We start from the raw sequence: 25,353 nt of genomic DNA, 5'->3' as shown, positions 1-25,353 counted from the left end.
CGCGGGTCATGCTTTATTATCCAGCATCTTTTTCAGCCCATCGAGAGGCGTGCGGCCCCTGGGCCAAAAGCGCACAGGAAGCCCGGAAAACAAGATGGCAGTAAAATACCCCGCTTTTCGCAAGAAATTCCCGCTTCTGGTAACGGGTGGCCTGTTGGCCCTGCAGCCCTTCGCCAGCCCATTCGCCACCGCTGCCGAACAATTCGACTGCCAGGCATCGCCAACCGGCGGCTGGGCTTGTGCGCCGAAAACCAGCAACGCCGCCCTGCCGAGCCGGCCGACCCACAGCGCCAACTCGGTAAGCGCAGGTACCGCCACGACTGCGGCGGCTGCCAAGCCTGATACCAAGGCCGCGCCGACGCAAGTGACCGAAGCCGGTGGCCGTGCCCTGGCATCGCGCAGTGCCGACTACAGCCACCTGGACTGGGTGCCGCGTGAAAAACTCACCAGCGCGCAGCTGGCAGAGATCGGCCCGGCTTGCTCCGGCGCCTACATCGAGCCTACCCGCCCGGGCATGAACGACACCACGCCGATGAGCGAAGCGCCGATGTTCGTATCGGCCAAGGCGTCGCGCTACCAGCAGGAAGAGCAGGTCGCGACCCTCGCCGGTGACGTGGTCGTACGTCAGGCCGGCATGCAGGTCGAAGCCGACGAAGCCAACCTGCACCAGGCCGAGAACCGTGGCGAGCTGGTCGGCAACGTCCGCCTGCGCGACAAGGGCGCCCTGGTGGTCGGTGACCGTGGCGAGCTGCAGCTCGACAACGGCGAAGCACGCATCGACAACGCCGAGTACGTGATGCACGCTGCCCACGTGCGCGGCAGCGCCGCCTACGCCAAGCGTGAAGAAACCGCGATCATCCGCCTCAAGGATGGCACCTATACCAGCTGCGAACCGGGCAGCAACGCCTGGCATCTGACCGGTAACAACATCACCCTGAACCCGGCGACCGGTTTCGGCACCGCGACCAACGTCACGCTGCGGGTCAAGGATTTTCCGGTCTTCTACACGCCGTACATCTATTTCCCGATCGACGACCGTCGCCAGTCCGGTTTCCTGCCGCCGAGCTTCGGCAGTTCGGGCAGCAACGGCCTGACCCTGCAGACCCCGTACTACTTCAACCTGGCGCCGAACTTCGACGCCACGCTGTACCCGACCTACATGGCCAAACGCGGCCTGCTGCTCGAAGGCGAGTACCGCTACCTGACCCGCAACAGCGAAGGCCAGGTCGGCGCGGCCTACCTGGACGACCAGGAAGACGAGCGTAAACTGCAGTCGGGCTACAAGGACCAGCGCTGGATGTACAGCTGGCAGCACACGCAGGGCCTCAACGACCGCCTGCTGGCCGAGGTCGATTACACCGATATCAGCGATCCCTACTACTTCCAGGATCTGAAGACCGATCTGGGTATCGAAACGTCCAGCTACGTCAACCAGCGCGGTACGCTGACCTGGCGCGGTGACAGCTACACCGCTCGTCTGAACGCCCATGCGTACGAGCTGGCCACCATCACCGATGTCACGCCTTATGATCGCCTGCCGCAGATCACCCTGGATGGCAAGCTGCCGTTCGAGCCGGGTGGCCTGAACTTCACCTACGGCACCGAACTGGTTCGTTTCGAGCGTGACCTGCGCAACGGTAACTACATCGATCAGAATGGCAACGTCGAAGGCCCGTGGAACGATTTCAACGTGCAGGGTCTGGCACGCGCCAACGGCACCCGCCTGCATGTGGAGCCAGGCGTAAGCCTGCCGCTGGACTGGAGTTGGGGCTACGTCAAACCGCAGATCAAGTACCTGCAGACCAACTACGACCTGGATCTAGATCAGCGCGGCAAGCAAACGCTGCTGGCCGACGAACAGTACAGCAGCAGCCAAAGCCGTGGTGTCGGCCTATTCAGCGTCGACAGCGGCCTGTACTTCGACCGCCAGACCTCCCTGTTCGGTCGCGAGGCTCGCCAGACCCTCGAGCCGCGCCTGTTCTATCTCTACGTGCCGGAAGAAGACCAGACCGATATCCCGGTCTTCGACACCAGCGAGAGCACCTTCAATTACTCCTCGCTGTGGCGTGAAAATCGCTTCAGCGGCAAGGACCGTATCGGCGACGAGAACAAGATTTCCCTCGGCGTGACCAGCCGCTGGATCGAGCCGAATGGCTTCGAGCGTCAGCGCTTCAGCATCGGCCAGGCCTTTTATTTCGAAGACCGCAAGGTGCAGATGCCCGGTATCGACTACCGCACCCGCGATGAGGCGCAGTCATCGGTATCGCCCTACGCCCTGGAATACATGTACCGCTACAACCAGGACTGGCGCTTCACCTCGGACTTCAACTGGGATCCGGATAGCCGCCGCACCCGTTCCGGCAGCGCCATGTTCCACTACCAGCCGGCCGACAACCCACGCAAGATCGTCAATGCCGGTTATCGCTACCGCAACGATACCCTCAACTACGACCAGAGCACCGGTCGCTGGGGTTATGGCAGCGATTACGGTACGCCAGGTACGGACACCTTCATCAAGGACTACTACAAGATCAGCCAGCATGACTTCTCGGTCATCTGGCCAATCGGCCCGCAGTGGAGCCTGATCTCGCGCTGGCAGTACGACTACGGTCGCAACCGTACCCTGGAAGCCTTTGGCGGCTTCGAGTACGACAGCTGCTGCTGGAAACTGCGCGTCATCAACCGCTACTGGATCGACTACGACGAGGTCAGCCTCAACCCCTCGCGCAACGACGAACCAGACAGCGGCATCTTCCTGCAGATCGTCCTCAAAGGCCTGGGTGGCGTGACTGGCAACAACGTTGAGACATTCCTCGACCAAGGCATTCAAGGTTATCGTGAACGTGAAGAGCAAGCTCGCTGAGTGCGTGCGCCCGCTGCTGCTGGGCGCACTGTTTCTGGGTACGGCGGCGCATGCCGACGTACAGCCTCTCAACCGCGTGGTGGCGATCGTCGATAACGACGTGATCATGCAGACCCAACTCGACGCCCGGGTGCGCGAGGTGCAACAGACCATCGCCAAGCGCGGCTCCGAAGTACCGCCGGCCAACGTGCTGACCCAGCAGGTGCTGGATCGCCTGATTCTGGAGAACATCCAGCTGCAGATGGGCGAGCGCTCCGGCATTCGCATCAGCGACGAAGAGCTCAACCAGGCCATGGCCACCATTGCCCAGCGCAACGGCATGACCATCGAGCAGTTCCGCGATGCCCTGGCGAAGGACGGCCTGTCGTTCAACGACGCCCGCGATCAGGTTTCCCGCGAGATGATCATCAGCCGTGTGCGCCAGCGTCGCGTGGCGGAACGCATTCAGGTCACCGAGCAGGAAGTGAAGAACTTCCTCGCCTCTGACCTGGGCAAGATGCAGCTGTCCGAAGAGTTTCGCCTGGCCAATATCGTCATCCCGGTCCAGGAAGACGCTTCCTCCGACGCCCTGCAAGCCGCCGAGCGCCGTGCTCAGGATCTCTACCAGCAAGCTCGCCAGGGCGCTGATTTCGGCCAGCTGGCGATTGCCAACTCGGCCAGCGAAACCGCACTGGACGGTGGCGACATGGGCTGGCGCAAGGCCGCGCAGTTGCCACCACCGTTCGACAGCATGATCAGCGCCATGGCCGTTGGCGACGTTACCGAGCCGATCCGCACTCCAGGCGGCTTCATCCTGCTCAAGGTGCTGGAGAAGCGTGGCGGTGAAGCGGCGGCCGTGCGTGATGAAGTGAACGTGCGCCACATCCTCATCAAACCAAGCGAAATCCGTACCGACGCCGAGGCCAAGGTACTGGCCGAGCGCCTGTATCAGCGTATCGAGTCGGGGGAAGATTTCGCCGAGCTGGCGAAGAACTTCTCCGAAGACCCGGGCTCGGCCCTCAACGGCGGCAGCCTGAGCTGGATCGACCCGAATGCCCTGGTGCCGGAATTCCGCGAGGTGATGAACAACACCGCCAGCGGTGAGGTTTCCAAGCCGTTCAAGAGCCAGTTCGGCTGGCACGTGCTGCAGGTCATGGGCCGCCGCGCCACCGATAGCAGCGAGCAGGTTCGCGAGCAACAGGCGCTGAACCTGCTGCGCAACCGCAAGTATGAAGAAGAGCTGCAAACCTGGCTGCGCCAGATTCGCGACGAAGCCTATGTGGAAATCAAGCTGTAACCCAGCCTGAACGCCACCCGAGCCCGGCCCAGCGCCGGGCTTTTTCATTTATGCCCGGACTAGACTCATAGTCGCCCGCCTAGAGACCGAATCATGCCAGACAGCCTGCGCTTCGCCCTCACTCCAGGAGAACCTGCCGGCATCGGCCCGGACCTGTGCCTGTTGCTCGCCCGTCAGCGGCAGGCCCATGCACTGATCTGCGTCGCCAGCCGCGCACTGATGCAGGCGCGCGCGGCAGAGCTGGGGCTGGAGATCGAGCTGATCGATGTAGCAGCCGATGGCTGGCCAACCCAGCCCGCCCCCGCCGGCAGCCTGTACGTGTGGGATACGCCGCTGGGTGAACCGGTGGTCGCCGGCCAATTGAGCAAAGCCAATGCCGCCTACGTTCTGCAAACACTGACCCGAGCGGCCGAGGGCTGCGTGGACGGCAGCTTCGATGGGCTGATCACCGCCCCCGTACACAAGGGCATCATCAACGAGGCGGGCATGGCCTTTTCCGGCCATACCGAATTTCTTGCCGACCTGACCGGCACGCCCCAGGTGGTGATGATGCTGGCGACCCGCGGCTTGCGGGTCGCGCTGGTCACCACCCACCTGCCGCTCAAGGACGTTGCCAGCGCCATCACCGCCGAGCGCCTGCAGCGCGTGACCCGTATCCTGCAGGCCGATCTGCGCGACAAGTTCGGCATCGCCAGGCCGCGCATCCTGGTTTGCGGCCTCAACCCCCATGCCGGCGAAGGCGGCCACCTGGGCCGCGAGGAGATCGAGATCATCGAACCTGCCCTCAAGCAGTTACGCGCCGAGGGTATGGATCTGGTCGGCCCACTGCCGGCCGATACGCTGTTCACGCCCAAACACCTGGAACATTGCGACGCGGTGCTCGCCATGTATCACGACCAGGGTCTGCCGGTGCTCAAGTACAAAGGCTTCGGCGCAGCCGTCAACGTGACCCTGGGCCTGCCGATCATCCGTACGTCGGTCGACCACGGCACCGCCCTGGATCTTGCCGGCACCGGCCGCATCGACTGCGGCAGCCTGCAGGTCGCCTTGGAAACCGCCTACGAGATGGCGCATAGCCGCCTGCTCCCGTGAGCGATCGGCGAGGAGCGGCGAGCGCCGCCGCTCGACGGGCGTTCCCTGCTAAACTGCGCGTTTTCGCCTGACCGCTTTACGCGCTTGCTTGATGCTTGCAGCTTGAAGCCTGGAGCTGCTTTTCAGATGTCCGAGCCTTACCAACACCGCGCGCGCAAGCGCTTCGGCCAGAACTTCCTTCATGACGCCGGGGTGATTCACCGTATCCTGCGCGCCATCCATGCCCGCGAAGGCGAGCACCTGCTGGAGATCGGTCCAGGCCAGGGCGCACTGACCGAAGGCCTGCTCAACAGTGGCGCCCAACTGGACGTGATCGAGCTGGATCTGGACCTGATTCCGATCCTGCAGGCCAAGTTCGCCGACCAGCCGCGCTTTCGCCTGAACCAGGGCGATGCCCTGAAATTCGACTTCTCGAGTCTGCAGGCAGCGCCCAACAGCCTGCGGGTGGTCGGCAACCTGCCCTACAACATCTCCACGCCGCTGATTTTTCATCTGCTGGACAACGCCCACTTGATCCGCGACATGCACTTCATGTTGCAGAAGGAAGTGGTCGAGCGTCTGGCCGCGGGCCCAGGTGGCGGCGACTGGGGCCGGCTGTCGATCATGGTGCAGTACCACTGCCAGGTGGAACACCTGTTCAACGTCGGCCCGGGGGCCTTCAACCCGCCGCCCAAGGTCGACTCGGCCATCGTGCGCCTGGTGCCGCACAAGGTACTACCGCACCCGGCCAAGGATCATCGCCTGCTCGAACGGGTGGTTCGCGAAGCCTTCAACCAGCGCCGCAAGACCTTGCGCAACACCCTCAAGGCACTGCTGCCGGCCAGCGAGATCGAAGCGGCCGGCGTCGATGGCAGCCTGCGCCCCGAGCAGCTGGATCTGGCCGCTTTCGTGCGCCTGGCCGACCAGCTGGCCCTGCAACCCGCGCCTTCGCCCACCTGATTGATCGAGTGCCCATGTCCGACCCTCGTTACCAGATCGACGTCAACATCGTCACCCGCTACCTGCCAGCGCAGTCGCAGCCCGAGCAAAACCGCTTCGCTTTCGCCTACGACGTGACCATCCACAACGCCGGCGAGCTGCCGGCGCAATTGCTGGCGCGCCACTGGGTGATCACCGACGGCAACGGCCAGGTTCAGGAAGTGCGCGGCGCAGGCGTGATCGGCGAACAACCGCTGATCGCTCCGGGCGAAAGCCACCGCTACAGCAGCGGCACGCTGCTGGCCACCCAGGTCGGCACCATGCAGGGCAGCTATCAGATGCTGGCTGACGACGGTCAGCGCTTCGATGCGCCGATCGCGCCCTTCCGCCTCGCCGTTCCAGGCGCCCTGCACTAAGGGTCTACCCCCGTTTCGTTCGTGGCCGCGCCGGAGCCACTATTTGCGCGAGGCAAGGCATGAGGAGAGAAGTTTGGTTATTCCAAATGAACGACGAATAACGCAGCATCGCGCAAAAAGTGGCCCAGCCCTTCGGGTTGCGCGAAAAATTGCACCATGCTGCGTTGCGAGGCTTGCCAAGGGAGCGACCATTACCTGCGCCTCGCGCCTTACCTGGTGCAATTTTTCGCAGCAACGCGGCTCACGACGAAACGGGGGTAGACCCTAATGGCTACCTATGCCGTCGGCGACCTGCAGGGTTGCCTGAAGCCGCTGCAGTGCTTGCTCGAACGCGTGGCCTTCGATCCGGCCCGTGACCGACTGTGGCTGGTGGGTGACCTGGTCAACCGCGGCCCTGCCTCTCTGGAGACCCTGCGCTTTCTGTACGGCATGCGCGATGCGCTGGTCTGCGTGCTGGGCAATCATGACCTGCACCTGCTCGCCGCCTCGCGCAATATCGAGCGCCTCAAGCGAGGCGACACCCTGCGCGAGATCCTCGAGGCGCCGGATCGTGACGAGCTGCTGGACTGGCTGCGCCAGCAGAAGCTGCTGCATTACGATGAACAGCGCGACACCGCCCTGGTGCACGCCGGCATACCGCCGCAGTGGCACATCGGCAAGGCGCTGCGCCGCGCGGCCGAAGTCGAGAACGCGCTGCGCGACGAGGCTCTGTACCCAATGTTCCTCGACGGCATGTACGGTAACGAGCCGGCGCGCTGGGACAAGGAATTGCAGGGCATCGCCCGGCTGCGGGTGATCACCAACTATTTCACCCGCATGCGCTTCTGCAAGGCCGACGGCACCCTGGACCTGAAGAGCAAGGAAGGCCTGGATACCGCACCAGCCGGCTATCTACCCTGGTTCAGCCACAAGCACCGCAAGACACGCGACCAGAAGATCATCTTCGGCCACTGGGCGGCCCTTGAAGGCCACTGCGACGAACCCGGCGTGTTTGCCCTGGATTCGGGCTGCGTCTGGGGCGGCAGCATGACCCTGATGAATATCGATAGCGGCGAGTACCATCGCTGCGACTGTAGCGAGGAAACAGCATGAGCGAGTTCAAACGCATCGCCCCCGAGCAGGCGCAGGCACTGCGCGAAAAAGGCGCCGTGGTGGTCGACATCCGCGATCCGCAAAGCTTCGCGGCCGGCCACATCAGCGACTCCCGGCACCTGGATAACTATTCGCTGGCTGACTTCATCGCCAGGGCAGATCTCGATGCCCCGCTAATCGTCACCTGCTATCACGGCAATTCCAGCCAGAGCGCCGCAGCCTATCTGGTCGGCCAAGGGTTCTCTGAGGTCTACAGCCTCGACGGCGGCTTCGAACTGTGGCGCAGCACCTATCCCCAGGACACCGAAGCCAGCCAGGCCGAGTGACATGGCCACAGGCCATCTTCCGCGCCGCCGCGGCGCCCGGAAGATGGCTCGGCATAAATATTTTCCTTCGCCAGCCCCCCGCCAATGCTGGGCTTGGGTGCCTGCGCGGCGTCGCCATGACGTTTCGCACGGCAATTGCGCCTTGACCTTGCCGATTACCAACTATCCTTGTCTAAGGCCATCCCAATTCAGGTAGCCGGCCAACCGGCCGAACGGGCCATCGGTACTCACCTTCAGCAGCCAGCCAGAGCCACGCGACACAGGGTCAGGCGGGAGAAGGCAGCCGATACGCCTTGCGCGAGACACGCAAGGCGGCTGTCCTCAACCTGCCATGCGACGGACAGCCGACCATGAGGTTCTGACTGACCAAAGGGGTGTTTGGGGGATTCATCTCGGCAGCGCGAGCGCCGAGTCTGCATGCACCCGCTCGACCGATCCCGGCCGGCTCCCAGCATCGAGCGAGGTGAAGTCATGAGCATTTTCAGTCACTTCCAACAACGATTCGAGGCGACGCGCCAGGAGGAGTACTCGCTGCAGGAGTACCTCGAACTGTGCAAGCAGGATCGCAGCGCCTACGCCAGCGCGTCCGAGCGCTTGCTGATGGCCATCGGCGAACCGGAGCTGCTCGATACTTCCCATAATCCGCGGATGTCGCGCATCTTTTCCAACAAGGTGATCCGCCGTTATCCCGCCTTTGCCGACTTCCACGGTATGGAAGAATGCATCGAGCAGATCGTTTCCTACTTCCGCCACGCTGCCCAGGGCCTGGAAGAGAAGAAGCAGATCCTCTACCTGCTCGGGCCGGTCGGTGGCGGCAAATCCTCGCTGGCCGAGAAGCTCAAGCAGTTGATGGAAAAGGTGCCCTTTTACGCCATCAAGGGTTCACCGGTATTCGAATCACCACTGGGCCTGTTCAACGCCGCCGAGGACGCCGCGATCCTCGAAGAGGACTACGGCATTTCCCGGCGCTACCTGGGCAGCATCATGTCGCCCTGGGCCAGCAAGCGCCTGGCCGAGTTCGGCGGTGACATCAGCCAGTTTCGCGTGGTCAAGCTCTACCCGTCGATCCTCAACCAGATCGCCATCGCCAAGACCGAGCCGGGCGACGAGAACAACCAGGACATCTCCGCGCTGGTCGGCAAGGTGGATATCCGCAAGCTCGAGGAATTCCCGCAGAACGATGCCGACGCCTACAGCTATTCGGGCGCGCTATGCCGTGCCAACCAGGGCCTGATGGAATTCGTCGAGATGTTCAAGGCGCCGATCAAGGTGCTGCACCCGCTGCTCACCGCCACCCAGGAAGGCAACTACAACAGCACCGAAGGGCTGGGCGCCATTCCCTACAACGGCATCCTGCTGGCCCACTCCAACGAATCGGAGTGGCACACCTTCCGCAACAACAAGAACAACGAGGCGTTCATCGACCGCATCTACATCGTCAAGGTGCCGTACTGCCTGCGCGTCAGCGACGAGATCAAGATTTACGACAAGCTGCTGGTCAGCAGCTCCCTGGCCAACGCCCATTGCGCCCCCGACACCCTGAAAATGCTCGCCCAGTTCTCCACCCTGTCGCGCCTCAAGGAGCCGGAGAACTCCAACATCTACTCGAAGATGCGCGTCTACGACGGCGAAAACCTCAAGGACACAGATCCCAAGGCCAAGTCGATCCAGGAGTACCGCGACGCAGCTGGCGTGGACGAAGGCATGAACGGCCTGTCGACCCGCTTCGCCTTCAAGATTCTCTCCAAGGTCTTCAACTTCGACCCGCACGAAGTGGCCGCCAACCCGGTGCACCTGCTCTATGTGCTCGAGCAGCAGATCGAACAGGAACAGTTCCCGGGCGAGGTACGTGAGCGCTACCTGCGCTTCATCAAGGAATACCTGGCGCCGCGCTATATCGAGTTCATCGGCAAGGAGATACAGACCGCCTACCTGGAGTCCTACAGCGAGTACGGCCAGAACATCTTCGACCGCTATGTGCTGTACGCCGACTTCTGGATTCAGGATCAGGAATACCGTGATCCCGAGACCGGGGAAATCCTCAACCGCGTGGCCCTCAACGAGGAACTGGAGAAGATCGAGAAGCCGGCCGGCATCAGCAATCCGAAGGATTTCCGCAACGAGATCGTCAACTTCGTGCTGCGCGCCCGGGCCAACAACAACGGCAAGAACCCGACCTGGCTCAGTTACGAGAAACTGCGGGTGGTGATCGAGAAAAAGATGTTCTCCAACACCGAGGATCTGCTGCCGGTCATCAGCTTCAACGCCAAGGCCAGCAAGGAGGATCAACAGAAGCACAACGACTTCGTCAAACGCATGGTCGAGCGCGGCTACACCGAGAAGCAGGTGCGCCTGCTGTCCGAGTGGTATCTGCGCGTACGTAAATCGCAGTAAGCGGCTTCTGCTGCGGGCCACGGTCATCTCGCCGTGGCCCGCATCAGCAGTGCCCGGAGGGCTTGTATGAGCTACGTGATCGACCGTCGCCTCAATGGCAAGAACAAGAGCACGGTGAACCGCCAGCGGTTCATTCGTCGCTATCGCGACCACATCAAGAAGGCGGTGGAGGACGCCGTCAGCCGTCGTTCCATCACCGACATGGAGCACGGTGAGCAGATCAGTATTCCCGGCCGCGACATTGACGAGCCGGTGCTGCACCACGGCCGCGGCGGCAAGCAGACCGTCGTGCACCCCGGCAACAAGGAGTTCGTCGCCGGAGAACGGATTCCACGCCCACAAGGCGGTGGCGGCGGCCAGAGTGCCGGCAAGGCCAGCAACTCCGGCGAGGGCATGGACGAGTTCGTGTTCCAGATCACCCAGGAAGAGTTCCTGGACTTCATGTTCGAGGATCTGGAGTTGCCCAATCTGGTCAAGCGCCATCTGACCGGCGCGGAAACCTTCAAGACCGTACGCGCGGGCATCAGCAGCGAAGGCAACCCGTCACGCATCAACATAGTGCGCACGCTGCGTTCGGCCCATGCCCGGCGCATCGCGTTATCGGGCAGCAGCCGGGCCAAGCTGCGCGAGGTGAAGGCCGACCTGGAGCGCCTGCGCCGCGAAGAGCCGGACAACTTCAGCGACATCCAGCTGCTCGAAGCCGAGATCGAGCGCCTCAGCGCGCGCATTCATCGCATCCCGTTTCTCGACACCTTTGACCTCAAGTACAACCTGCTGGTCAAGCACCCCAACCCCAGTTCCAAGGCGGTGATGTTCTGCCTGATGGACGTCTCCGGCTCGATGACCCAGGCCACCAAGGACGTCGCCAAGCGCTTCTTCATCCTTCTGTACCTGTTTCTCAAGCGGAACTACGACAAGATCGACGTGGTGTTCATACGCCACCACACCAGTGCCAAGGAAGTGGACGAGGAAGAGTTCTTCTATTCCCGGGAAACCGGCGGCACCATCGTCTCCAGTGCATTGAAGATGATGCAGGAGATCATGGCCGAGCGTTACCCGGCCAACGAATGGAACATCTACGGTGCCCAGGCTTCGGACGGCGACAACTGGAACGACGACTCGCCGATTTGCCGGGATATCCTGATCAAGCAGATCATGCCCTTCGTGCAGTACTTCACCTACGTGGAGATCACCCCGCGCGAGCACCAGGCGCTGTGGTTCGAGTACGAGCGAGTGGCCGAAGCCTTCGGCGAAACCTTCGCCCAGCAGCAACTGGTATCGGCGGGTGACATCTACCCGGTATTCCGCGAACTGTTCCAGCGGAGGCTCGCCACATGAGCAGCAACAAGAAACGCCAGCCCCTGTCCACCGGCTCGGAATGGACCTTCGAGCTGATTCGCGACTACGACCGGGAAATCAGCCGGCTGGCCGAGCGCTATGCCCTCGACACCTACCCCAACCAGATCGAGGTGATCACCGCCGAGCAGATGATGGATGCCTACGCGTCCGTCGGCATGCCACTGGGTTATCACCACTGGTCGTATGGCAAGCAGTTCCTCAGCACCGAGAAGTCCTACAGCCGCGGGCAGATGGGCCTGGCGTACGAGATCGTGATCAACTCCGACCCGTGCATCGCCTACCTGATGGAGGAAAACACCATCACCATGCAGGCCCTGGTGATCGCCCACGCCTGCTATGGGCACAACAGTTTCTTCAAGGGCAACTATCTGTTCCGCACCTGGACCGACGCCAGCTCGATCATCGACTACCTGGTGTTCGCCAAGCAGTACATCACCCAGTGCGAGGAGCGCCACGGCATCGATGCGGTCGAGGACCTGATCGACTCCTGTCATGCGCTGATGAACTACGGCGTGGACCGCTACAAGCGCCCCTACCCCATTTCCGCCGAGGAAGAGCGCCGTCGCCAGAAGGATCGCGAAGAGCACCTGCAGCGGCAGATCAATGACCTGTGGCGCACTATTCCCAAGAGCGCAAGCAAGGCCGACGAGAGCGACAACAAGCGCTTTCCCGCCGAGCCCCAGGAAAACATTCTGTATTTCCTGGAGAAACACGCCCCGCTGCTCGAGCCCTGGCAGCGCGAAGTGATCCGTATCGTGCGCAAGATCGCCCAGTATTTCTATCCACAACGCCAGACCCAGGTGATGAACGAAGGCTGGGCGACCTTCTGGCACTACACGCTGATGAACGATCTTTACGACGAAGGCCTGGTCACCGACGGTTTCATGATGGAGTTCCTGCAATCGCATACAAGCGTGGTGTTCCAGCCGTCGTTCGACAGCCCCTACTACAGCGGCATCAACCCCTACGCCCTGGGTTTTGCCATGTACCGCGACATCCGCCGTATCTGCGAGGAGCCCACCGAAGAAGATCGCCGCTGGTTCCCGGACATCGCCGGCAGCGACTGGCTGAGCACCCTGAAATTCGCCATGACCAGCTTCAAGGACGAAAGCTTCATCCTGCAGTACCTGTCGCCCAAGGTGATTCGCGACCTGAAGCTGTTCAGCATTCTCGACGACGACCAGAAAGACGAACTCAGCGTGCCGGCCATCCACGACGAGCCAGGCTATCGGACCATCCGTGAAACCCTCGCTGCTCAGTACAACCTCGGCAATCGTGAGCCCAACGTGCAGATATGGAGCATTGATCGCCGCGGCGACCGCTCGCTGACCCTGCGCCACTTCCAGCACGACCGCAAGCCGCTGGGCAGTTCCACCGAAGAAGTGCTCAAGCACCTGCACCGCCTGTGGGGTTTCGACATTCACCTGCAGACGCTGCAGGGCGATCGGATCGTCAACACCCAGCACGTGCCACCGAGAAACGATGCCGCACAGGATGGCGACCACCCACGTCTGGATCTGCATATCCCTACGCTGTAACCGCGCGACGACAGCCTCCGGCACAGCGGGTATCCTCTGCGCATGACGGAGACTTCTATGCAAATCTACAAAGTCGGTGGCGCCGTGCGCGACCGCCTGCTCGGCCGCCCGGTGACCGAGATCGACTGGGTGGTGGTCGGCGCCACGGCCGACACCCTGCTGGAACAGGGCTATCGCCCGGTCGGCGCCGATTTTCCGGTATTCCTGCACCCGCAATCGGGCGAGGAGTACGCCCTGGCCCGCACCGAACGCAAGAGCGGGCGCGGCTATGGCGGCTTCACCTTTCACGCCAGCCCCGAGGTGACGCTGGAGGAGGACCTGATCCGCCGCGACCTGACCATCAATGCCATTGCCGAAGACCAGCAGGGCAACCTGATCGACCCCTACGGCGGCCAGCGCGACCTCCAGGCCAAGCAACTGCGCCACGTTTCGCCTGCCTTCGCCGAAGACCCGCTGCGCGTGCTGCGCGTCGCCCGCTTCGCGGCCCGCTACGCGCCACTGGGCTTCAGCGTGGCACCCGAGACGCTCGAGCTGATGCGCCAACTGGCCGAGTCCGGCGAGCTGGATGCCCTGACCCCGGAACGCAGCTGGAAGGAGATTTCCCGGGCACTGATGGAGCCGCGCCCGGACGTTTTCATTCAGGTACTGCGCGAGTGTGGCGCCCTGGCCGCCATGCTGCCGGAGGTCGACCGGCTGTTCGGCGTGCCCCAGCCCGCGGCCCATCACCCGGAAATCGATACCGGTGAGCATGTGTTGGCGGTGCTACGCCAGTGCGCCAGGCACGAGCAGCCACTGCCCGTGCGCTGGGCCTGCCTGCTGCACGATGTCGGCAAGGGGCTGACCGATCCCGCCGAGTGGCCGCGGCATATCGCCCACGAGCACCGTGGCATCGCACCGATCGAGGCGATCAACAAACGCTGCAAGGTGCCACGGGAATGCCAGGAGCTGGCCGAGCTGGTCGGCGAATTTCACACCCACGCCCACCGCGCTCTGGAGCTGCGTGCTTCGACGTTACTGGAGCTGATGCAACGCTTCGACGTGTTCCGTCGCCCACAACGCTTCGTGGCCTTCGTGGCGGCGTGTGAAATGGATGCCCGGGGTCGTCATGGCCTGGAGGATCGTGACTATCCCCAGGCGGCCTATCTGCTGGCCGCCATGGCCGCGGTACGCGAGGTGGCCGTGCAGCCGCTGCTGGAGCGCGGCTACAAGGGCGCAGAGCTGGGTGAGGCGCTCAATCGTGAGCGCCTCACCGCGCTGAAAGCCTTCAAGCAGGCCAGCGAGAAAACCCGTTAAGGCGAAGGTAGAAGCTCGGGCGGCGTCAGCTCCACGCCGCGCCATTGGAACGAGACCGGCCACAGTTGCTGCTCGATTCGCGCGTCTCGCCAAAGATCGGCAAAGCGCCGGCCTGCGCCCGGATGTTCGGCCTCGGGCACCAGCAAGGCCAGCGGCCGCAGCACGAAGGCATTCTTGAGGATTTCCGCCCGGGGCAGCACCAGGCCATCGAAATTGCCCACCAGCTCGCCATAGGTCAGTACGTCGATATCCAGCGGCAAGCCCTTGCGGTCCGGCGCATAACGACCGTTGTCGGCCTCGATGAATTTCAACCGCCGATCCAGCTCGGTCAGCGGCAGCGCCGTGCGCCCGGCGATCACCAGGTTGAAGAACGGGCCGCTCTTGATGCCCACCGCCAGGCTTTCGAAGACCGGCGAGCAGCGCATGTCGGTGACGATTTCGGCCAGGGCATCGAGCCCGGCGCACAGGTGCGCCTCGCGCTCGATATTGCTGCCCAGGCCCAACAGGATTGGCGTTAGCGACATCCGCGCTCGATCTCCACACCGACACCACCACGGGCCGCCGGCACAGCGCCCGGCTTGGTCACACGCAAGCGCACCCAGGGAATGTCGAATTCGCTCATCAGCAGCGCCACCAGGCGCTCGGCGAAGGTTTCCACGAGGATGAACTGGGATTCGCTGGCGAAAGCCTGGATGCGCGTCGACAGCGTGGCGTAATCCAGGGCCTTGCTGAGGTCATCGTCCAAGGCGGCCGGACGATTGTCCCAGCCCAGCCACAGATCCAGCTGCAGGCATTGGCGGATGGTGCGTTCCCAGTCGTAGGCACCGATGACGGTGTCGACTTCCAGCCCTGCGATAAACACTGTGTCCAAGCATGCTCTCCACGGCACGACAAGCTCGCCGCACCTCGTTAGAATCGGCCATCCCCCGGCGCGGAATGGATACCATGTTTTGGTTACTGGCGACCCTCGCCTACCTGCTCGGCTCGCTGTCATTCGCTATCCTGCTCAGCCGCATGACCGGCCTGGCAGACCCGCGCGCCAGCGGTTCGGGCAACCCCGGCGCCACCAACATGCTCAGGGTGGCGGGCAAACGCTTAGCCATTCTCACGCTGATTGGCGATCTGTTCAAAGGTTTGCTGCCGGTACTGATCGCCGCCTACCTCGATTTCACCATTCGAGAGCAGGCCTGGCTGGGCTTGGCCGCGGTGATCGGCCACCTCTACCCGATCTACTTTCGCTTTCGCGGCGGCAAGGGCGTCGCCACGGCAGCCGGCATGCTGCTGGGGCTCTACCCACCGGCCGCGCTACTGGCGCTCGGCGCCTGGCTGCTGACCTTCACCCTGACCCGCACCAGCTCCCTGGCGGCACTCACCGCCGCGCCCCTGACACTGCCGCTGCTGGCCTGGCAACAACCGGCGGCGCTGCTGCCGATGTGCGTACTCAGCGGGCTGATCGTCTGGCGCCACCGCCGTAACCTGCGCGACCTGTGGGCCGGCCGCGAACGGCATTTCTGATCAGCGCCTGCTCGTGACAGCACAGGCTTACCATTCGATGAAAAAAAATGATGCAGAGTGGCGAAAGCGGCCTGTCGCCGAGCCACTGCGGGAGCGCGCCATGCGCGCGAAAAATCGCGGGCATGGACTGGGCGTCCCCGCCCGCTCCCACAGATAATGCGCCGATATACGCTTTTGCTTTCTAGCCGCCCCTTCACCCGCACATCACCAACACACCAACTCTCACAACGCCGGCAACTGCTCCATCGGCCAACGGGCCTGTACGGTGATCGCCAATTCCTCATGCTGCCCGGCCAGCAAACGCTGGCAACCGGCGTAGGCGATCATTGCACCATTGTCGGTACAGAATGCCGGACGCGCATAAAACACGTTGCCCTTCAGCGCTGCCGTCATGTCTTCGAGCGACGTACGCAGCGCCCGGTTGGCACTCACTCCGCCCGCGATCACCAGGTTGCTCAGGCCGGTCTGCTTGAGCGCGCGACGGCATTTGATGGTCAGCGTCTCGACCACCGCCTGCTGGAAGGCCAATGCCACGTCGCAGCGGGACTGCTCGCTGTCATCACCGCTGTCCTGACACTGCTGCCAGGTATTGAGGGTGAAGGTCTTGAGGCCACTGAAGCTGAAATCCAGGCCCGGGCGATCGGTCATCGGTCGCGGGAACACGAAACGCCCCGGAATGCCGCGCTCGGCGAGGCGGGCGATTTCCGGGCCACCGGGGTAACGCAGGCCCATCAGTTTGGCGGTCTTGTCGAAGGCTTCGCCGGCCGCGTCGTCCAGGGACTCGCCAAGCAGCTGGTACTGGCCGATGCCGTCGACGCGCACCAACTGGGTATGGCCGCCCGACACCAGCAGGGCGACGAACGGAAACGCCGGCGGCGTCGGCTCGAGCATGGGCGCCAGCAAGTGGCCTTCCATGTGGTGCACGCCAATGGCGGGAATGTCCCAGGCGAACGCCAGGGCCTGGGCGCAGGAGGCCCCCACCAGCAGCGCACCGACCAGGCCGGGCCCGGCGGTGTAGGCGATGGCGTCGATATCCGTGGCCACGCAACCCGCCTCGTCCAGCACCTGGCGGATCAACGGCAGCATGCGCTTGACGTGGTCACGCGAGGCCAGCTCCGGCACCACACCACCATAGGCGCGGTGCAGGTCGATCTGACTGAACAGCGCATCGGCGAGCAGGCCGCGTTCGCTGTCGTAAAGCGCGACACCGGTCTCGTCGCACGAAGTTTCCAATCCCAGAACCAGCATGGTTTCGCCTTCTCTGCCGCTTGCCCAGCGTAAAAGGCCGGCATGATAATCGCCGCTCGGCGGCCCAGACCAGTGCTTTTCGATCAGAGGCTTTGCATTCCGCTTGACGAGGCGGTAACATCCGCAACCCTTAAAAACCTGTGATCTTTCCGTGCCGTTGCCAGGAAGACACAAACCTCCGGTAATAAAGAAGGTAGCCCTGGATGCCAGCCGTCAAAGTTAAAGAGAACGAACCCTTCGACGTAGCTCTGCGTCGTTTCAAGCGCTCCTGCGAAAAAGCCGGTGTTCTGGCCGAAGTTCGTAGCCGCGAATTCTACGAAAAGCCGACCGCCGAGCGTAAGCGCAAAGCCGCTGCCGCTGTTAAGCGTCACGCCAAGAAAGTGCAGCGCGAACAGCGCCGCAGCGTTCGCCTGTACTAATAGCGTACACGCAACGCCCGAATGCCCGGCTCGGCCGGGCATCATCGCCAAGAACTCCGCATCGCCTACTGGCGAAATGGCGGAGTTTTTGCGTTTGTGCCGCTACATCTTCTGGACACCCTGAGCGTCTATGGCCGGCCTGATCCCGCAATCCTTCATCGATGACCTGCTCAACCGCACCGACATCGTCGACGTGGTGAGTTCGCGCATCCAACTGAAGAAGACCGGCAAGAACTACAGCGCCTGCTGCCCGTTCCACAAGGAAAAGACCCCATCCTTCACGGTCAGCCCGGACAAGCAGTTCTACTACTGCTTCGGCTGCGGCGCTGGTGGCAACGCCCTGGGCTTCGTGATGGATCACGACCAGACGGAATTTCCCCAGGCCGTCGAGGAACTGGCCAAGCGCGCCGGCATGGAAGTACCTCGCGAGGACAGCGGCCGCGGCGGCAAACCTCGCCAGGCCACCGACTCGCCGCTTTACGCGCTGCTCAAGTCGGCTGCCGACTATTACCGCCAGGCCCTGAAAAGCCATCCGCAGCGCCGCGCCGCGGTCGAATACCTGAAAGGTCGCGGCCTGTCCGGGGAGATCGCCCGGGATTTCGGCCTCGGCTTCGCCCCGCCGGGCTGGGACAACCTGCTCAAGCATCTGGCCGGTGACAGCCTGCAGCACAAGGCGATGATCGATGCCGGCCTGCTGGTGGAGAACCCGGACAGCGGCAAACGCTACGACCGCTTTCGCGACCGGGTGATCTTCCCCATTCACGACAGCCGCGGCCGGGTGATCGCCTTTGGCGGCCGCGTGCTGGGCGACGACAAGCCCAAGTACCTGAACTCGCCCGAGACCCCAGTGTTTCACAAGGGCCAGGAACTCTACGGCCTGTTTGAGGCGCGCAAGCACAACCGCAACCTCGACGAGATCATGGTGGTCGAGGGCTACATGGATGTCATCGCACTGGCCCAGCAAGGCCTGCGCAACGCGGTGGCGACCCTGGGTACCGCCACCAGCGAAGAGCACCTCAAAAGGATCTTCCGCCTGGTACCCAGCGTGCTGTTCTGTTTTGACGGCGACCAGGCCGGGCGCAATGCGGCCTGGCGCGCTCTGGAAGCCGCGCTGCCCAACCTGCAGGACGGTCGCCGCGCACGCTTTCTGTTCCTGCCCGACGGCGAAGACCCGGACACCCTGGTGCGCAGCGAAGGCACCGATGCCTTCCAGGCGCGCATTCATCAACACGCCCAGCCGCTGGCCGACTACTTCTTCCAGCAACTGAGCGAAGAGGCCGACCCCCGCTCGCTGGAAGGCAAAGCGCATCTGGTCACCCTGGCTGCGCCGCTGATCGACAAGATCCCCGGCAACACGCTACGCGCCCTGATGCGCCAGCGCCTGACCCAGATTACCGGCCTGGATGCCAGCGCCATGGGCCAGCCACAGGCGGCGCCTGCGCGGCAATCGAGCGCGCCCGCCCAGCAAAGCCACGACCATCACGCACCGCCCTTCGAAGCCATCCCGGACAGCGCCTATTACGACGCACCACCAGGCTATGAAGAACATGCCGCGCCCGCCCAGGCGTTTGAACGCCCGGCGCGCAAACCCGGCAAGGGTGAATGGAAGAAAGACGGTGGCAAGTGGAAGAAAGGCCGCGAGGATTACCACCCGCCGCGCACCGCGGTGAGCGTCGAATCGCCCCACCTGAGCGCCCTGCGCAGCCTGCTGCATCATCCAGAGCTGGCGCAGAAAGTCGAGGATGTCAGCAACTTCGCCGCCGAAGACGACACATACGCCCAACTATTGGTGGCCCTGGTGGGCACTTTGCAGAAGCAACCGAACCTGCGTTCGCTGCAGCTGATCGCCCGCTGGCACGGCACCGAACAGGGCCGCCTGCTCAAGGTTCTGGCAGAAAAAGAATGGCTGATCGATCACGACAACCTTGAACGGCAGTTTTTCGACACCATAACTACACTTGCCCGTAGCCAGTCGCTGAGGCGACGCGAAACCGCTCTGCGCAGCATCATGCAAAAAAGCCCGAGCGAACTCACCGACGAGGAAAAGGCTCTGTTACGTGAGCATTACAGCAGCCTGAACTCGCCCAGTAAGACCCCAACTGGCGCCTGAGCGCCGAGCTGAGGTATAATCCTCGGCTTGTTTTCAGCCCGCCAAGACCTTAAGTGGATAGGGTGTTATGTCCGGAAAAGCGCAACAGCAATCTCGTTTGAAAGAATTGATCAGCCGTGGTCGTGAGCAGGGTTACCTGACTTACGCGGAGGTCAATGACCACCTGCCCGAGGATATTTCAGATCCGGAACAGGTGGAAGACATCATCCGCATGATCAACGACATGGGGATCAACGTATTCGAGAGTGCTCCGGATGCGGACGCCCTGTTGTTGGCCGAAGCCGACACCGACGAAGCCGCCGCCGAAGAAGCAGCCGCTGCTCTCGCGGCCGTTGAGACCGATATCGGCCGTACCACCGACCCGGTGCGCATGTACATGCGTGAAATGGGTACCGTGGAACTGCTGACCCGCGAAGGCGAGATCGAAATCGCCAAGCGTATCGAAGAAGGTATCCGAGAAGTCATGGGCGCTGTCGCTCACTTCCCGGGCACCGTCGACAGCATTCTCGCCGAATACACCCGCGTCACCACCGAGGGTGGCCGTCTGGTCGAAGTCCTCAGCGGCTACATCGACCCGGACGACGGCAGCGTGCCTGCCGAAGCTGCGGCACCGGTTCCTGCCTCCTCGGACGACAAGGCCGAAGACAAGGACGATGACGAAGAAGACGGCGACAGCGACGACGAGGAAGAAGAAGGCGATGGCGGCCCGGATCCGGAAGAGGCCCTGCGCCGCTTCACCGCGGTAGCCGATCAGCTGGAAGTCGCCAAGAAAGCGCTGAAGAAGCACGGTCGCGACAGCAAGCAGGCCATCGAAGAGCTGCGCGTACTGGCCGAGCTGTTCATGCCGATCAAACTGGTGCCCAAGCAGTACGACGCACTGGTGGTGCGGGTGCGTGAAGCCCTGGACCGCCTGCGCGGCCAGGAACGCGCCATCATGCAACTATGCGTGCGTGACGCCCGTATGCCGCGTGCCGACTTCCTGCGCCTGTTCCCCGGCAACGAAGTGGACCTGGACTGGGCTGCCAGCCTGGCCAAGGGCAAATCCAAGTACGCCGAGGCCATCGGCAATCTGCAAGCCGACATTCAGCGCTGCCAGCAGAAGCTGATCGCCCTGCAGGATGAAAGCGACCTGACCCTGGCCGAGATCAAGGACATCAACCGTCGCATGTCGATCGGTGAAGCCAAGGCCCGTCGCGCCAAGAAGGAAATGGTCGAGGCCAACCTGCGCCTGGTGATCTCCATCGCCAAGAAGTACACCAACCGCGGCCTGCAGTTCCTCGACCTGATCCAGGAAGGCAACATCGGCCTGATGAAGGCGGTGGACAAGTTCGAATACCGCCGCGGCTACAAGTTCTCGACCTATGCCACCTGGTGGATTCGCCAGGCGATCACCCGCTCGATCGCCGACCAGGCGCGCACCATCCGTATTCCGGTGCACATGATCGAGACGATCAACAAGCTCAACCGCATCTCCCGTCAGATGCTCCAGGAAATGGGCCGCGAGCCCACGCCGGAAGAGCTGGGCGAGCGCATGGAAATGCCCGAGGACAAGATCCGCAAGGTGCTGAAGATCGCCAAAGAGCCGATCTCCATGGAAACCCCGATCGGCGACGACGAGGATTCGCATCTGGGCGACTTCATCGAGGACAGCACCATGCAGTCCCCGATCGACGTAGCCACCGTGGAAAGCCTCAAGGAAGCCACTCGCGAAGTGCTGGCCGGCCTCACCGCCCGTGAAGCCAAGGTTCTGCGCATGCGCTTCGGCATCGACATGAACACTGACCATACCCTCGAGGAAGTGGGCAAGCAGTTCGACGTCACCCGCGAGCGTATCCGCCAGATCGAAGCCAAGGCACTGCGCAAGCTGCGCCACCCGACCCGTAGCGAACACCTGCGCTCGTTCCTCGACGAGTAAGGTTTCACGGGAATGAAAAATGCCGGTCACTGACCGGCATTTTTTTGCCTGCGTTTCGGGGCTCATGGAGCGGCTTTGCGCTCCACCGCATTGATGGATGAACGGAGCGCCCTTGCTCTACTGGGATGGAAACAGGCTGCAGGGCGGACCGGGCGCGTAGTCAACGCGAAGCTCGTCCACCTGAGCCCAGCGACGCAGCCACCGGGCAATCCTCGCAAAGGTAGCTCAGCCCGCCAGCTCGGCAAAGCCTTGACGAATCGCTTCCTCGGGCAGGTTGTCGCCGATGAACACGATCACGCTTTCGCGCTTCTCGTCGGCGCCCCACTCGCTGTCCCAGTCGAAGCCATAGAGCCGCAACACGCCCTGAAAGACCATGCGCCGGTCTTCACCGGCGATGCTCAGCACGCCCTTGTAGCGCAGCAGCGAATTGCCGTGCTGTTCCAGCAGGTTCTCCATGAAGCCACTGAGGCGATCCAGCCCCAACGGCTTGTCGCCCGTCAGCACCAGGGTGGCGATGCGGTCGCTGCTCCTGCCAGGCAGCACCGGCCGCAGGCTCGGCGCCACGTCGGCATTGAGGTTGAAGCCGCGCACATCCAGCAGCTCGCTCAAGTCGATGCGGCCGTGCTCGACCACGCGGATCGGCGCCCGGCGGTTGATGCGTTGCAGGCGCGCGGTAAGCGCTTCACGGGCAGCGTCATCGACCAGATCGGTCTTGCTCAGCAGAATGCGGTCGGCGAAACCAACCTGGGCCTGGGCGATGGTTTCCTGCAGATGGCGCTCGGCATTGGCCGCGTCCACCAGGGTGATGATGCCGTCGAGCACGTAGCGCTCGCAAAGCTCCTCGGTGGCGAAGAAGGTCTGGGCGACGGGCGCAGGGTCGGCCAGGCCGGTGCACTCGATCACCAGGCGGTCGAAATCCAGCTCGCCGCTGTCGCGCTTTTCCAGCAGCACGAACAGTGCCTTCTCCAGCTCGACGTGGATGGAACAGCACACGCAGCCGTTGGCCAGGGTCATCACCTGTACCGGCTCGCTGCCGAGCAGTTGGCTGTCGATGGGCGTTTCGCTGTATTCGTTTTCGATCACCGCGATCTTCAGGCCATGTTCGGCCTTGAGGATATGCCGCAGCAGAGTGGTCTTGCCGGCACCGAGAAAGCCGCTGAGCACGGTGACCGGAATGGGGGAAAAGGACATGAATGCATTCCTCTGAAAGACACACGCCACGACGAGGCGTGGCGTGTGGTGCTTGAAGCGGGCCCCAAGGCCCGCATGCTGATGTCAGCAGCAGCGGATCGGCCGCCCCTTGCCGCCACCATAACGTGCTTCCTGACGCTCACGGAAGAAGGCTTCGTAGCTCATCACTGGCTGATCGGGATGCTTCTTGGCCATGTGCTCGACGTAGGTGTCGTAGTCGGGCATGCCCACCAGCATCCGCGCAGCCTGACCGAGGTACTTGCCCATCCGGCTGAGATCATTGAACACGGGCAACCTCCGGCGCGTCTGCAGGCAGCGCTTCATAGGTGGCCTCACGGTCGGTACGCAGTTCCTTGCGCCAGGCAGCGCGGCCGACCTTGATCGCGTAGAACAGCACGCTCAGCACCACGAACAGGAACAGCACGGTGAGCGTGGCGTTGGTGTAGGCGTTGAAGATAACGTGCTGCATCTGGCCGATGTCCTTGGCCGGGGCGATGACCTGACCGGCGTCAAGCGCGGTCTGGTACTTCTTGGCCAGGGCCAGGAAGCCGACGGCCGGGTTCGGGTCGAGCAGCTTGATCAGGCCGGCGGTGGTGGTGCAGATCAGCAGCCAGGTGGCCGGAACCAGCGTCACCCACACGTAGCGCTCGCGCTTCATCTTGATCAGCACCACGGTGCCGAGCATCAGGGCGATACCGGCCAGCATCTGGTTGGAGATACCGAACAGCGGCCACAGGGTGTTGATGCCGCCCAGCGGATCGATCACGCCCTGGTACAGCAGCCAGCCCCACAGGGCCACGCAGCCGGCAGTGGCGATCACGTTGGCGGTCCAGGACTCGGTTTTCTTCAGCGAAGGTACGAAGTTGCCGAGCAGGTCCTGCAGCATGAAGCGGCCGGCACGGGTACCGGCGTCCACCGCGGTGAGGATGAACAGCGCCTCGAAGAGAATCGCGAAGTGGTACCAGAACGCCATGGTGTTCTCGCCTGGCAGCACGCTATGCAGGATCTGCGCGATCCCTACGGCGAGCGTCGGCGCACCACCGGCACGGGCCAGAATGGTGTTCTCGCCGATATCACGAGCGACCGCCTCGAGCTGCTCGGGCGTGATCATGAAACCCCAGCTGCTGACCGTGGCGGCTACCGATTGAACGTCCGAGCCGACCAGGGCTGCCGGGCTGTTCATGGCGAAGTAGATGCCCGGCTCGATCACCGAAGCCGCGACCATGGCCATGATGGCCACGAAGGATTCCATCAGCATGCCGCCGTAACCGATGTAGCGGGCATGGGTTTCGTTGGCCAGCAGCTTGGGCGTGGTGCCCGAGCTGATCAGCGCGTGGAAACCGGATACCGCGCCACAGGCGATGGTGATGAACAGGAACGGGAACAGCGTACCCTTCCACACCGGGCCAGTGCCGTCGGTGAACTGGGTCAGCGCCGGCATCTTCAGCTCGGGCATGACCACCAGGATGCCGATGGCCAGGGCGATGATGGTGCCGATCTTGAGGAAGGTCGACAGGTAATCGCGCGGTGCCAGGATCAGCCACACCGGCAACACCGCGGCGACGAAACCGTAGCCGATCAGCATCCAGGTGATCTGCACGCCGGTGAAGGTGAAGGCCGGACCCCATACCGGGTCAGCGGCGATCACGCCACCCAGCCAGATCGAGCCGAGCAGCAGGATCACCCCGATCAGGGAAATCTCGCCGATGCGGCCTGGCCGGATATAGCGCATGTAGATGCCCATCAACATCGCGATGGGAATCGTCGCCATCACGGTGAACATGCCCCAGGGGCTTTCCGCCAGCGCCTTGACGACGATCAGCGAGAGCACCGCGAGGATGATGATCATGATCAGGAAGGCGCCGAACAGCGCGATGGTACCGGGGATCTGGCCCATTTCCTCGCGCACCAGCTCGCCCAGGGAGCGGCCGTTGCGGCGGGTGGAAATGAACAGCACCATGAAGTCCTGCACGGCACCGGCCAGCACCACGCCGGCGATCAGCCAGAGGGTGCCCGGCAGATAGCCCATCTGCGCGGCGAGGACCGGGCCGACCAGCGGGCCGGCGCCAGCGATGGCGGCGAAGTGGTGACCGAAGAGAATGTGCTTGTTGGTCGGGACGTAGTCCAGGCCATCGTTGTTGAGCACAGCGGGGGTGGCGCGGGTGGGGTCGAGCTGCATCACCTTGGTGGCGATGAACAGGCTGTAGTAGCGGTACGCGACGAGGTAGATCGCCACGGCAGCGACGACGATCCACAAGGCATTGATCGATTCGCCGCGATTCAGCGCCACGGTGCCTAGCGCGAAGGCGCCCAGCAACGCGACCGCAAACCAGGCGATATGGCTGGCCATTCTGGTCATTTGGACATCTCCGGCCGCAAGCCTCGGCC

At 63.1% G+C, this 25,353-nt stretch carries 21 protein-coding genes; 15 read left to right on the top strand and 6 right to left on the bottom strand.

The window, feature by feature from the left end; genetic code table 11:
- Nucleotides 1-94 precede the first annotated feature (94 nt).
- The 11 genes from BVH06_RS09295 to BVH06_RS09245 all read left to right on the top strand — a co-directional run bounded on the left by BVH06_RS09295 (nt 95) and on the right by BVH06_RS09245 (nt 14,567).
- Nucleotides 95-2,863, top strand: a complete 2,769-nt coding sequence (locus BVH06_RS09295) for an LPS-assembly protein LptD (RefSeq protein ID WP_075933860.1) — start codon at nt 95-97, stop codon at nt 2,861-2,863.
- A complete protein-coding gene (locus tag BVH06_RS09290) occupies nt 2,844-4,139 on the top strand; it encodes a peptidylprolyl isomerase (RefSeq protein ID WP_371915276.1) in 1,296 nt (431 codons plus the stop codon). The genes BVH06_RS09295 and BVH06_RS09290 overlap by 20 nt, the downstream gene beginning before the upstream one ends.
- A 93-nt stretch (nt 4,140-4,232) precedes the next feature.
- Nucleotides 4,233-5,231 carry a 4-hydroxythreonine-4-phosphate dehydrogenase PdxA gene (gene pdxA / locus BVH06_RS09285; RefSeq protein ID WP_075933859.1) on the top strand — a complete coding sequence of 333 codons (999 nt, stop codon included), beginning with the start codon at nt 4,233-4,235 and terminating at the stop codon, nt 5,229-5,231.
- A gap of 126 nt (nt 5,232-5,357) precedes the next feature.
- Nucleotides 5,358-6,170, top strand: coding sequence for a 16S rRNA (adenine(1518)-N(6)/adenine(1519)-N(6))-dimethyltransferase RsmA (gene rsmA, locus BVH06_RS09280; RefSeq protein WP_075933858.1), 813 nt, complete (start codon nt 5,358-5,360; stop codon nt 6,168-6,170).
- Between the two features lie 14 nt (nt 6,171-6,184).
- Nucleotides 6,185-6,565, top strand: coding sequence for a Co2+/Mg2+ efflux protein ApaG (gene apaG, locus BVH06_RS09275; protein ID WP_075932234.1), 381 nt, complete (start codon nt 6,185-6,187; stop codon nt 6,563-6,565).
- A gap of 267 nt (nt 6,566-6,832) precedes the next feature.
- Nucleotides 6,833-7,657, top strand: a complete 825-nt coding sequence (locus BVH06_RS09270; protein WP_075933857.1) for a symmetrical bis(5'-nucleosyl)-tetraphosphatase — start codon at nt 6,833-6,835, stop codon at nt 7,655-7,657.
- Nucleotides 7,654-7,983: a thiosulfate sulfurtransferase GlpE gene (gene glpE, locus BVH06_RS09265; protein WP_075933856.1), complete on the top strand. Its 330-nt coding sequence runs from the start codon at nt 7,654-7,656 to the stop codon at nt 7,981-7,983. Before BVH06_RS09270 ends, glpE begins: the two co-directional genes overlap by 4 nt.
- Nucleotides 7,984-8,454: 471 nt before the next feature.
- Entirely contained in the window at nt 8,455-10,377 is a 1,923-nt protein-coding gene (locus BVH06_RS09260) for a PrkA family serine protein kinase (RefSeq protein ID WP_075932237.1), read from the top strand.
- A gap of 66 nt (nt 10,378-10,443) precedes the next feature.
- The gene (locus BVH06_RS09255) at nt 10,444-11,715 is read left to right on the top strand and encodes a YeaH/YhbH family protein (RefSeq protein ID WP_075933855.1); all 1,272 of its coding nucleotides are present in this window, start codon (nt 10,444-10,446) and stop codon (nt 11,713-11,715) included.
- The gene (locus BVH06_RS09250) at nt 11,712-13,274 is read left to right on the top strand and encodes a SpoVR family protein (RefSeq protein ID WP_075933854.1); all 1,563 of its coding nucleotides are present in this window, start codon (nt 11,712-11,714) and stop codon (nt 13,272-13,274) included. The genes BVH06_RS09255 and BVH06_RS09250 overlap by 4 nt, the downstream gene beginning before the upstream one ends.
- 57 nt (nt 13,275-13,331) lie before the next feature.
- On the top strand, nt 13,332-14,567 hold the full coding sequence (locus BVH06_RS09245) for a multifunctional CCA addition/repair protein (RefSeq protein ID WP_075933853.1): 1,236 nt from the start codon (nt 13,332-13,334) through the stop codon (nt 14,565-14,567).
- Here BVH06_RS09245 and folK read toward each other — a convergent pair.
- Both folK and folB read right to left on the bottom strand, forming a co-directional pair.
- A complete protein-coding gene (gene folK, locus BVH06_RS09240; protein WP_075932241.1) occupies nt 14,564-15,091 on the bottom strand; it encodes a 2-amino-4-hydroxy-6-hydroxymethyldihydropteridine diphosphokinase in 528 nt (175 codons plus the stop codon). The two genes, BVH06_RS09245 and folK, sit on opposite strands and share 4 nt — an antisense overlap.
- Nucleotides 15,082-15,438, bottom strand: a complete 357-nt coding sequence (gene folB / locus BVH06_RS09235; protein WP_075932242.1) for a dihydroneopterin aldolase — start codon at nt 15,436-15,438, stop codon at nt 15,082-15,084. Before folB ends, folK begins: the two co-directional genes overlap by 10 nt.
- A gap of 74 nt (nt 15,439-15,512) precedes the next feature.
- On the opposite strand from folB, the gene plsY reads away from it, so the two are divergent.
- On the top strand, nt 15,513-16,082 hold the full coding sequence (gene plsY, locus BVH06_RS09230; RefSeq protein WP_075933885.1) for a glycerol-3-phosphate 1-O-acyltransferase PlsY: 570 nt from the start codon (nt 15,513-15,515) through the stop codon (nt 16,080-16,082).
- 222 nt (nt 16,083-16,304) lie between these two features.
- On the opposite strand, the gene tsaD is transcribed toward plsY, so the two are convergent.
- The gene (tsaD, locus tag BVH06_RS09225; RefSeq protein ID WP_075932243.1) at nt 16,305-17,330 is read right to left on the bottom strand and encodes a tRNA (adenosine(37)-N6)-threonylcarbamoyltransferase complex transferase subunit TsaD; all 1,026 of its coding nucleotides are present in this window, start codon (nt 17,328-17,330) and stop codon (nt 16,305-16,307) included.
- Nucleotides 17,331-17,533: 203 nt separating this feature from the next.
- On the opposite strand from tsaD, the gene rpsU reads away from it, so the two are divergent.
- From rpsU to rpoD, 3 genes are all read left to right on the top strand, one after another.
- Complete coding sequence (gene rpsU / locus BVH06_RS09220; RefSeq protein ID WP_003290642.1) at nt 17,534-17,749, top strand: 30S ribosomal protein S21; 216 nt, start codon at nt 17,534-17,536, stop codon at nt 17,747-17,749.
- A gap of 130 nt (nt 17,750-17,879) precedes the next feature.
- Nucleotides 17,880-19,859 (top strand): DNA primase, encoded by a 1,980-nt coding sequence (gene dnaG, locus BVH06_RS09215; protein WP_075933852.1) that lies wholly within the window; start codon nt 17,880-17,882, stop codon nt 19,857-19,859.
- 67 nt (nt 19,860-19,926) lie between these two features.
- Nucleotides 19,927-21,774 (top strand): RNA polymerase sigma factor RpoD, encoded by a 1,848-nt coding sequence (rpoD, locus tag BVH06_RS09210; RefSeq protein WP_075932245.1) that lies wholly within the window; start codon nt 19,927-19,929, stop codon nt 21,772-21,774.
- 225 nt (nt 21,775-21,999) lie between these two features.
- Here rpoD and yjiA read toward each other — a convergent pair whose 3' ends face one another.
- The 3 genes from yjiA to BVH06_RS09195 all read right to left on the bottom strand — a co-directional run bounded on the left by yjiA (nt 22,000) and on the right by BVH06_RS09195 (nt 25,324).
- Nucleotides 22,000-22,965, bottom strand: a complete 966-nt coding sequence (gene yjiA / locus BVH06_RS09205) for a GTPase (protein WP_075933851.1) — start codon at nt 22,963-22,965, stop codon at nt 22,000-22,002.
- Nucleotides 22,966-23,049: 84 nt separating this feature from the next.
- Entirely contained in the window at nt 23,050-23,253 is a 204-nt protein-coding gene (locus BVH06_RS09200) for a YbdD/YjiX family protein (RefSeq protein WP_013793040.1), read from the bottom strand.
- Nucleotides 23,243-25,324: a carbon starvation CstA family protein gene (locus tag BVH06_RS09195; protein WP_075933850.1), complete on the bottom strand. Its 2,082-nt coding sequence runs from the start codon at nt 25,322-25,324 to the stop codon at nt 23,243-23,245. The genes BVH06_RS09200 and BVH06_RS09195 overlap by 11 nt, the downstream gene beginning before the upstream one ends.
- Nucleotides 25,325-25,353: the final 29 nt, after the last annotated feature.

Origin of the sequence: Pseudomonas sp. PA27(2017), assembly GCF_001945445.1 — a bacterium.
GTDB lineage: Bacteria > Pseudomonadota > Gammaproteobacteria > Pseudomonadales > Pseudomonadaceae > Aquipseudomonas.
Note: the sequence above shows the minus strand (reverse complement) of the source record. Positions and strands in the feature narration are given on the sequence as shown.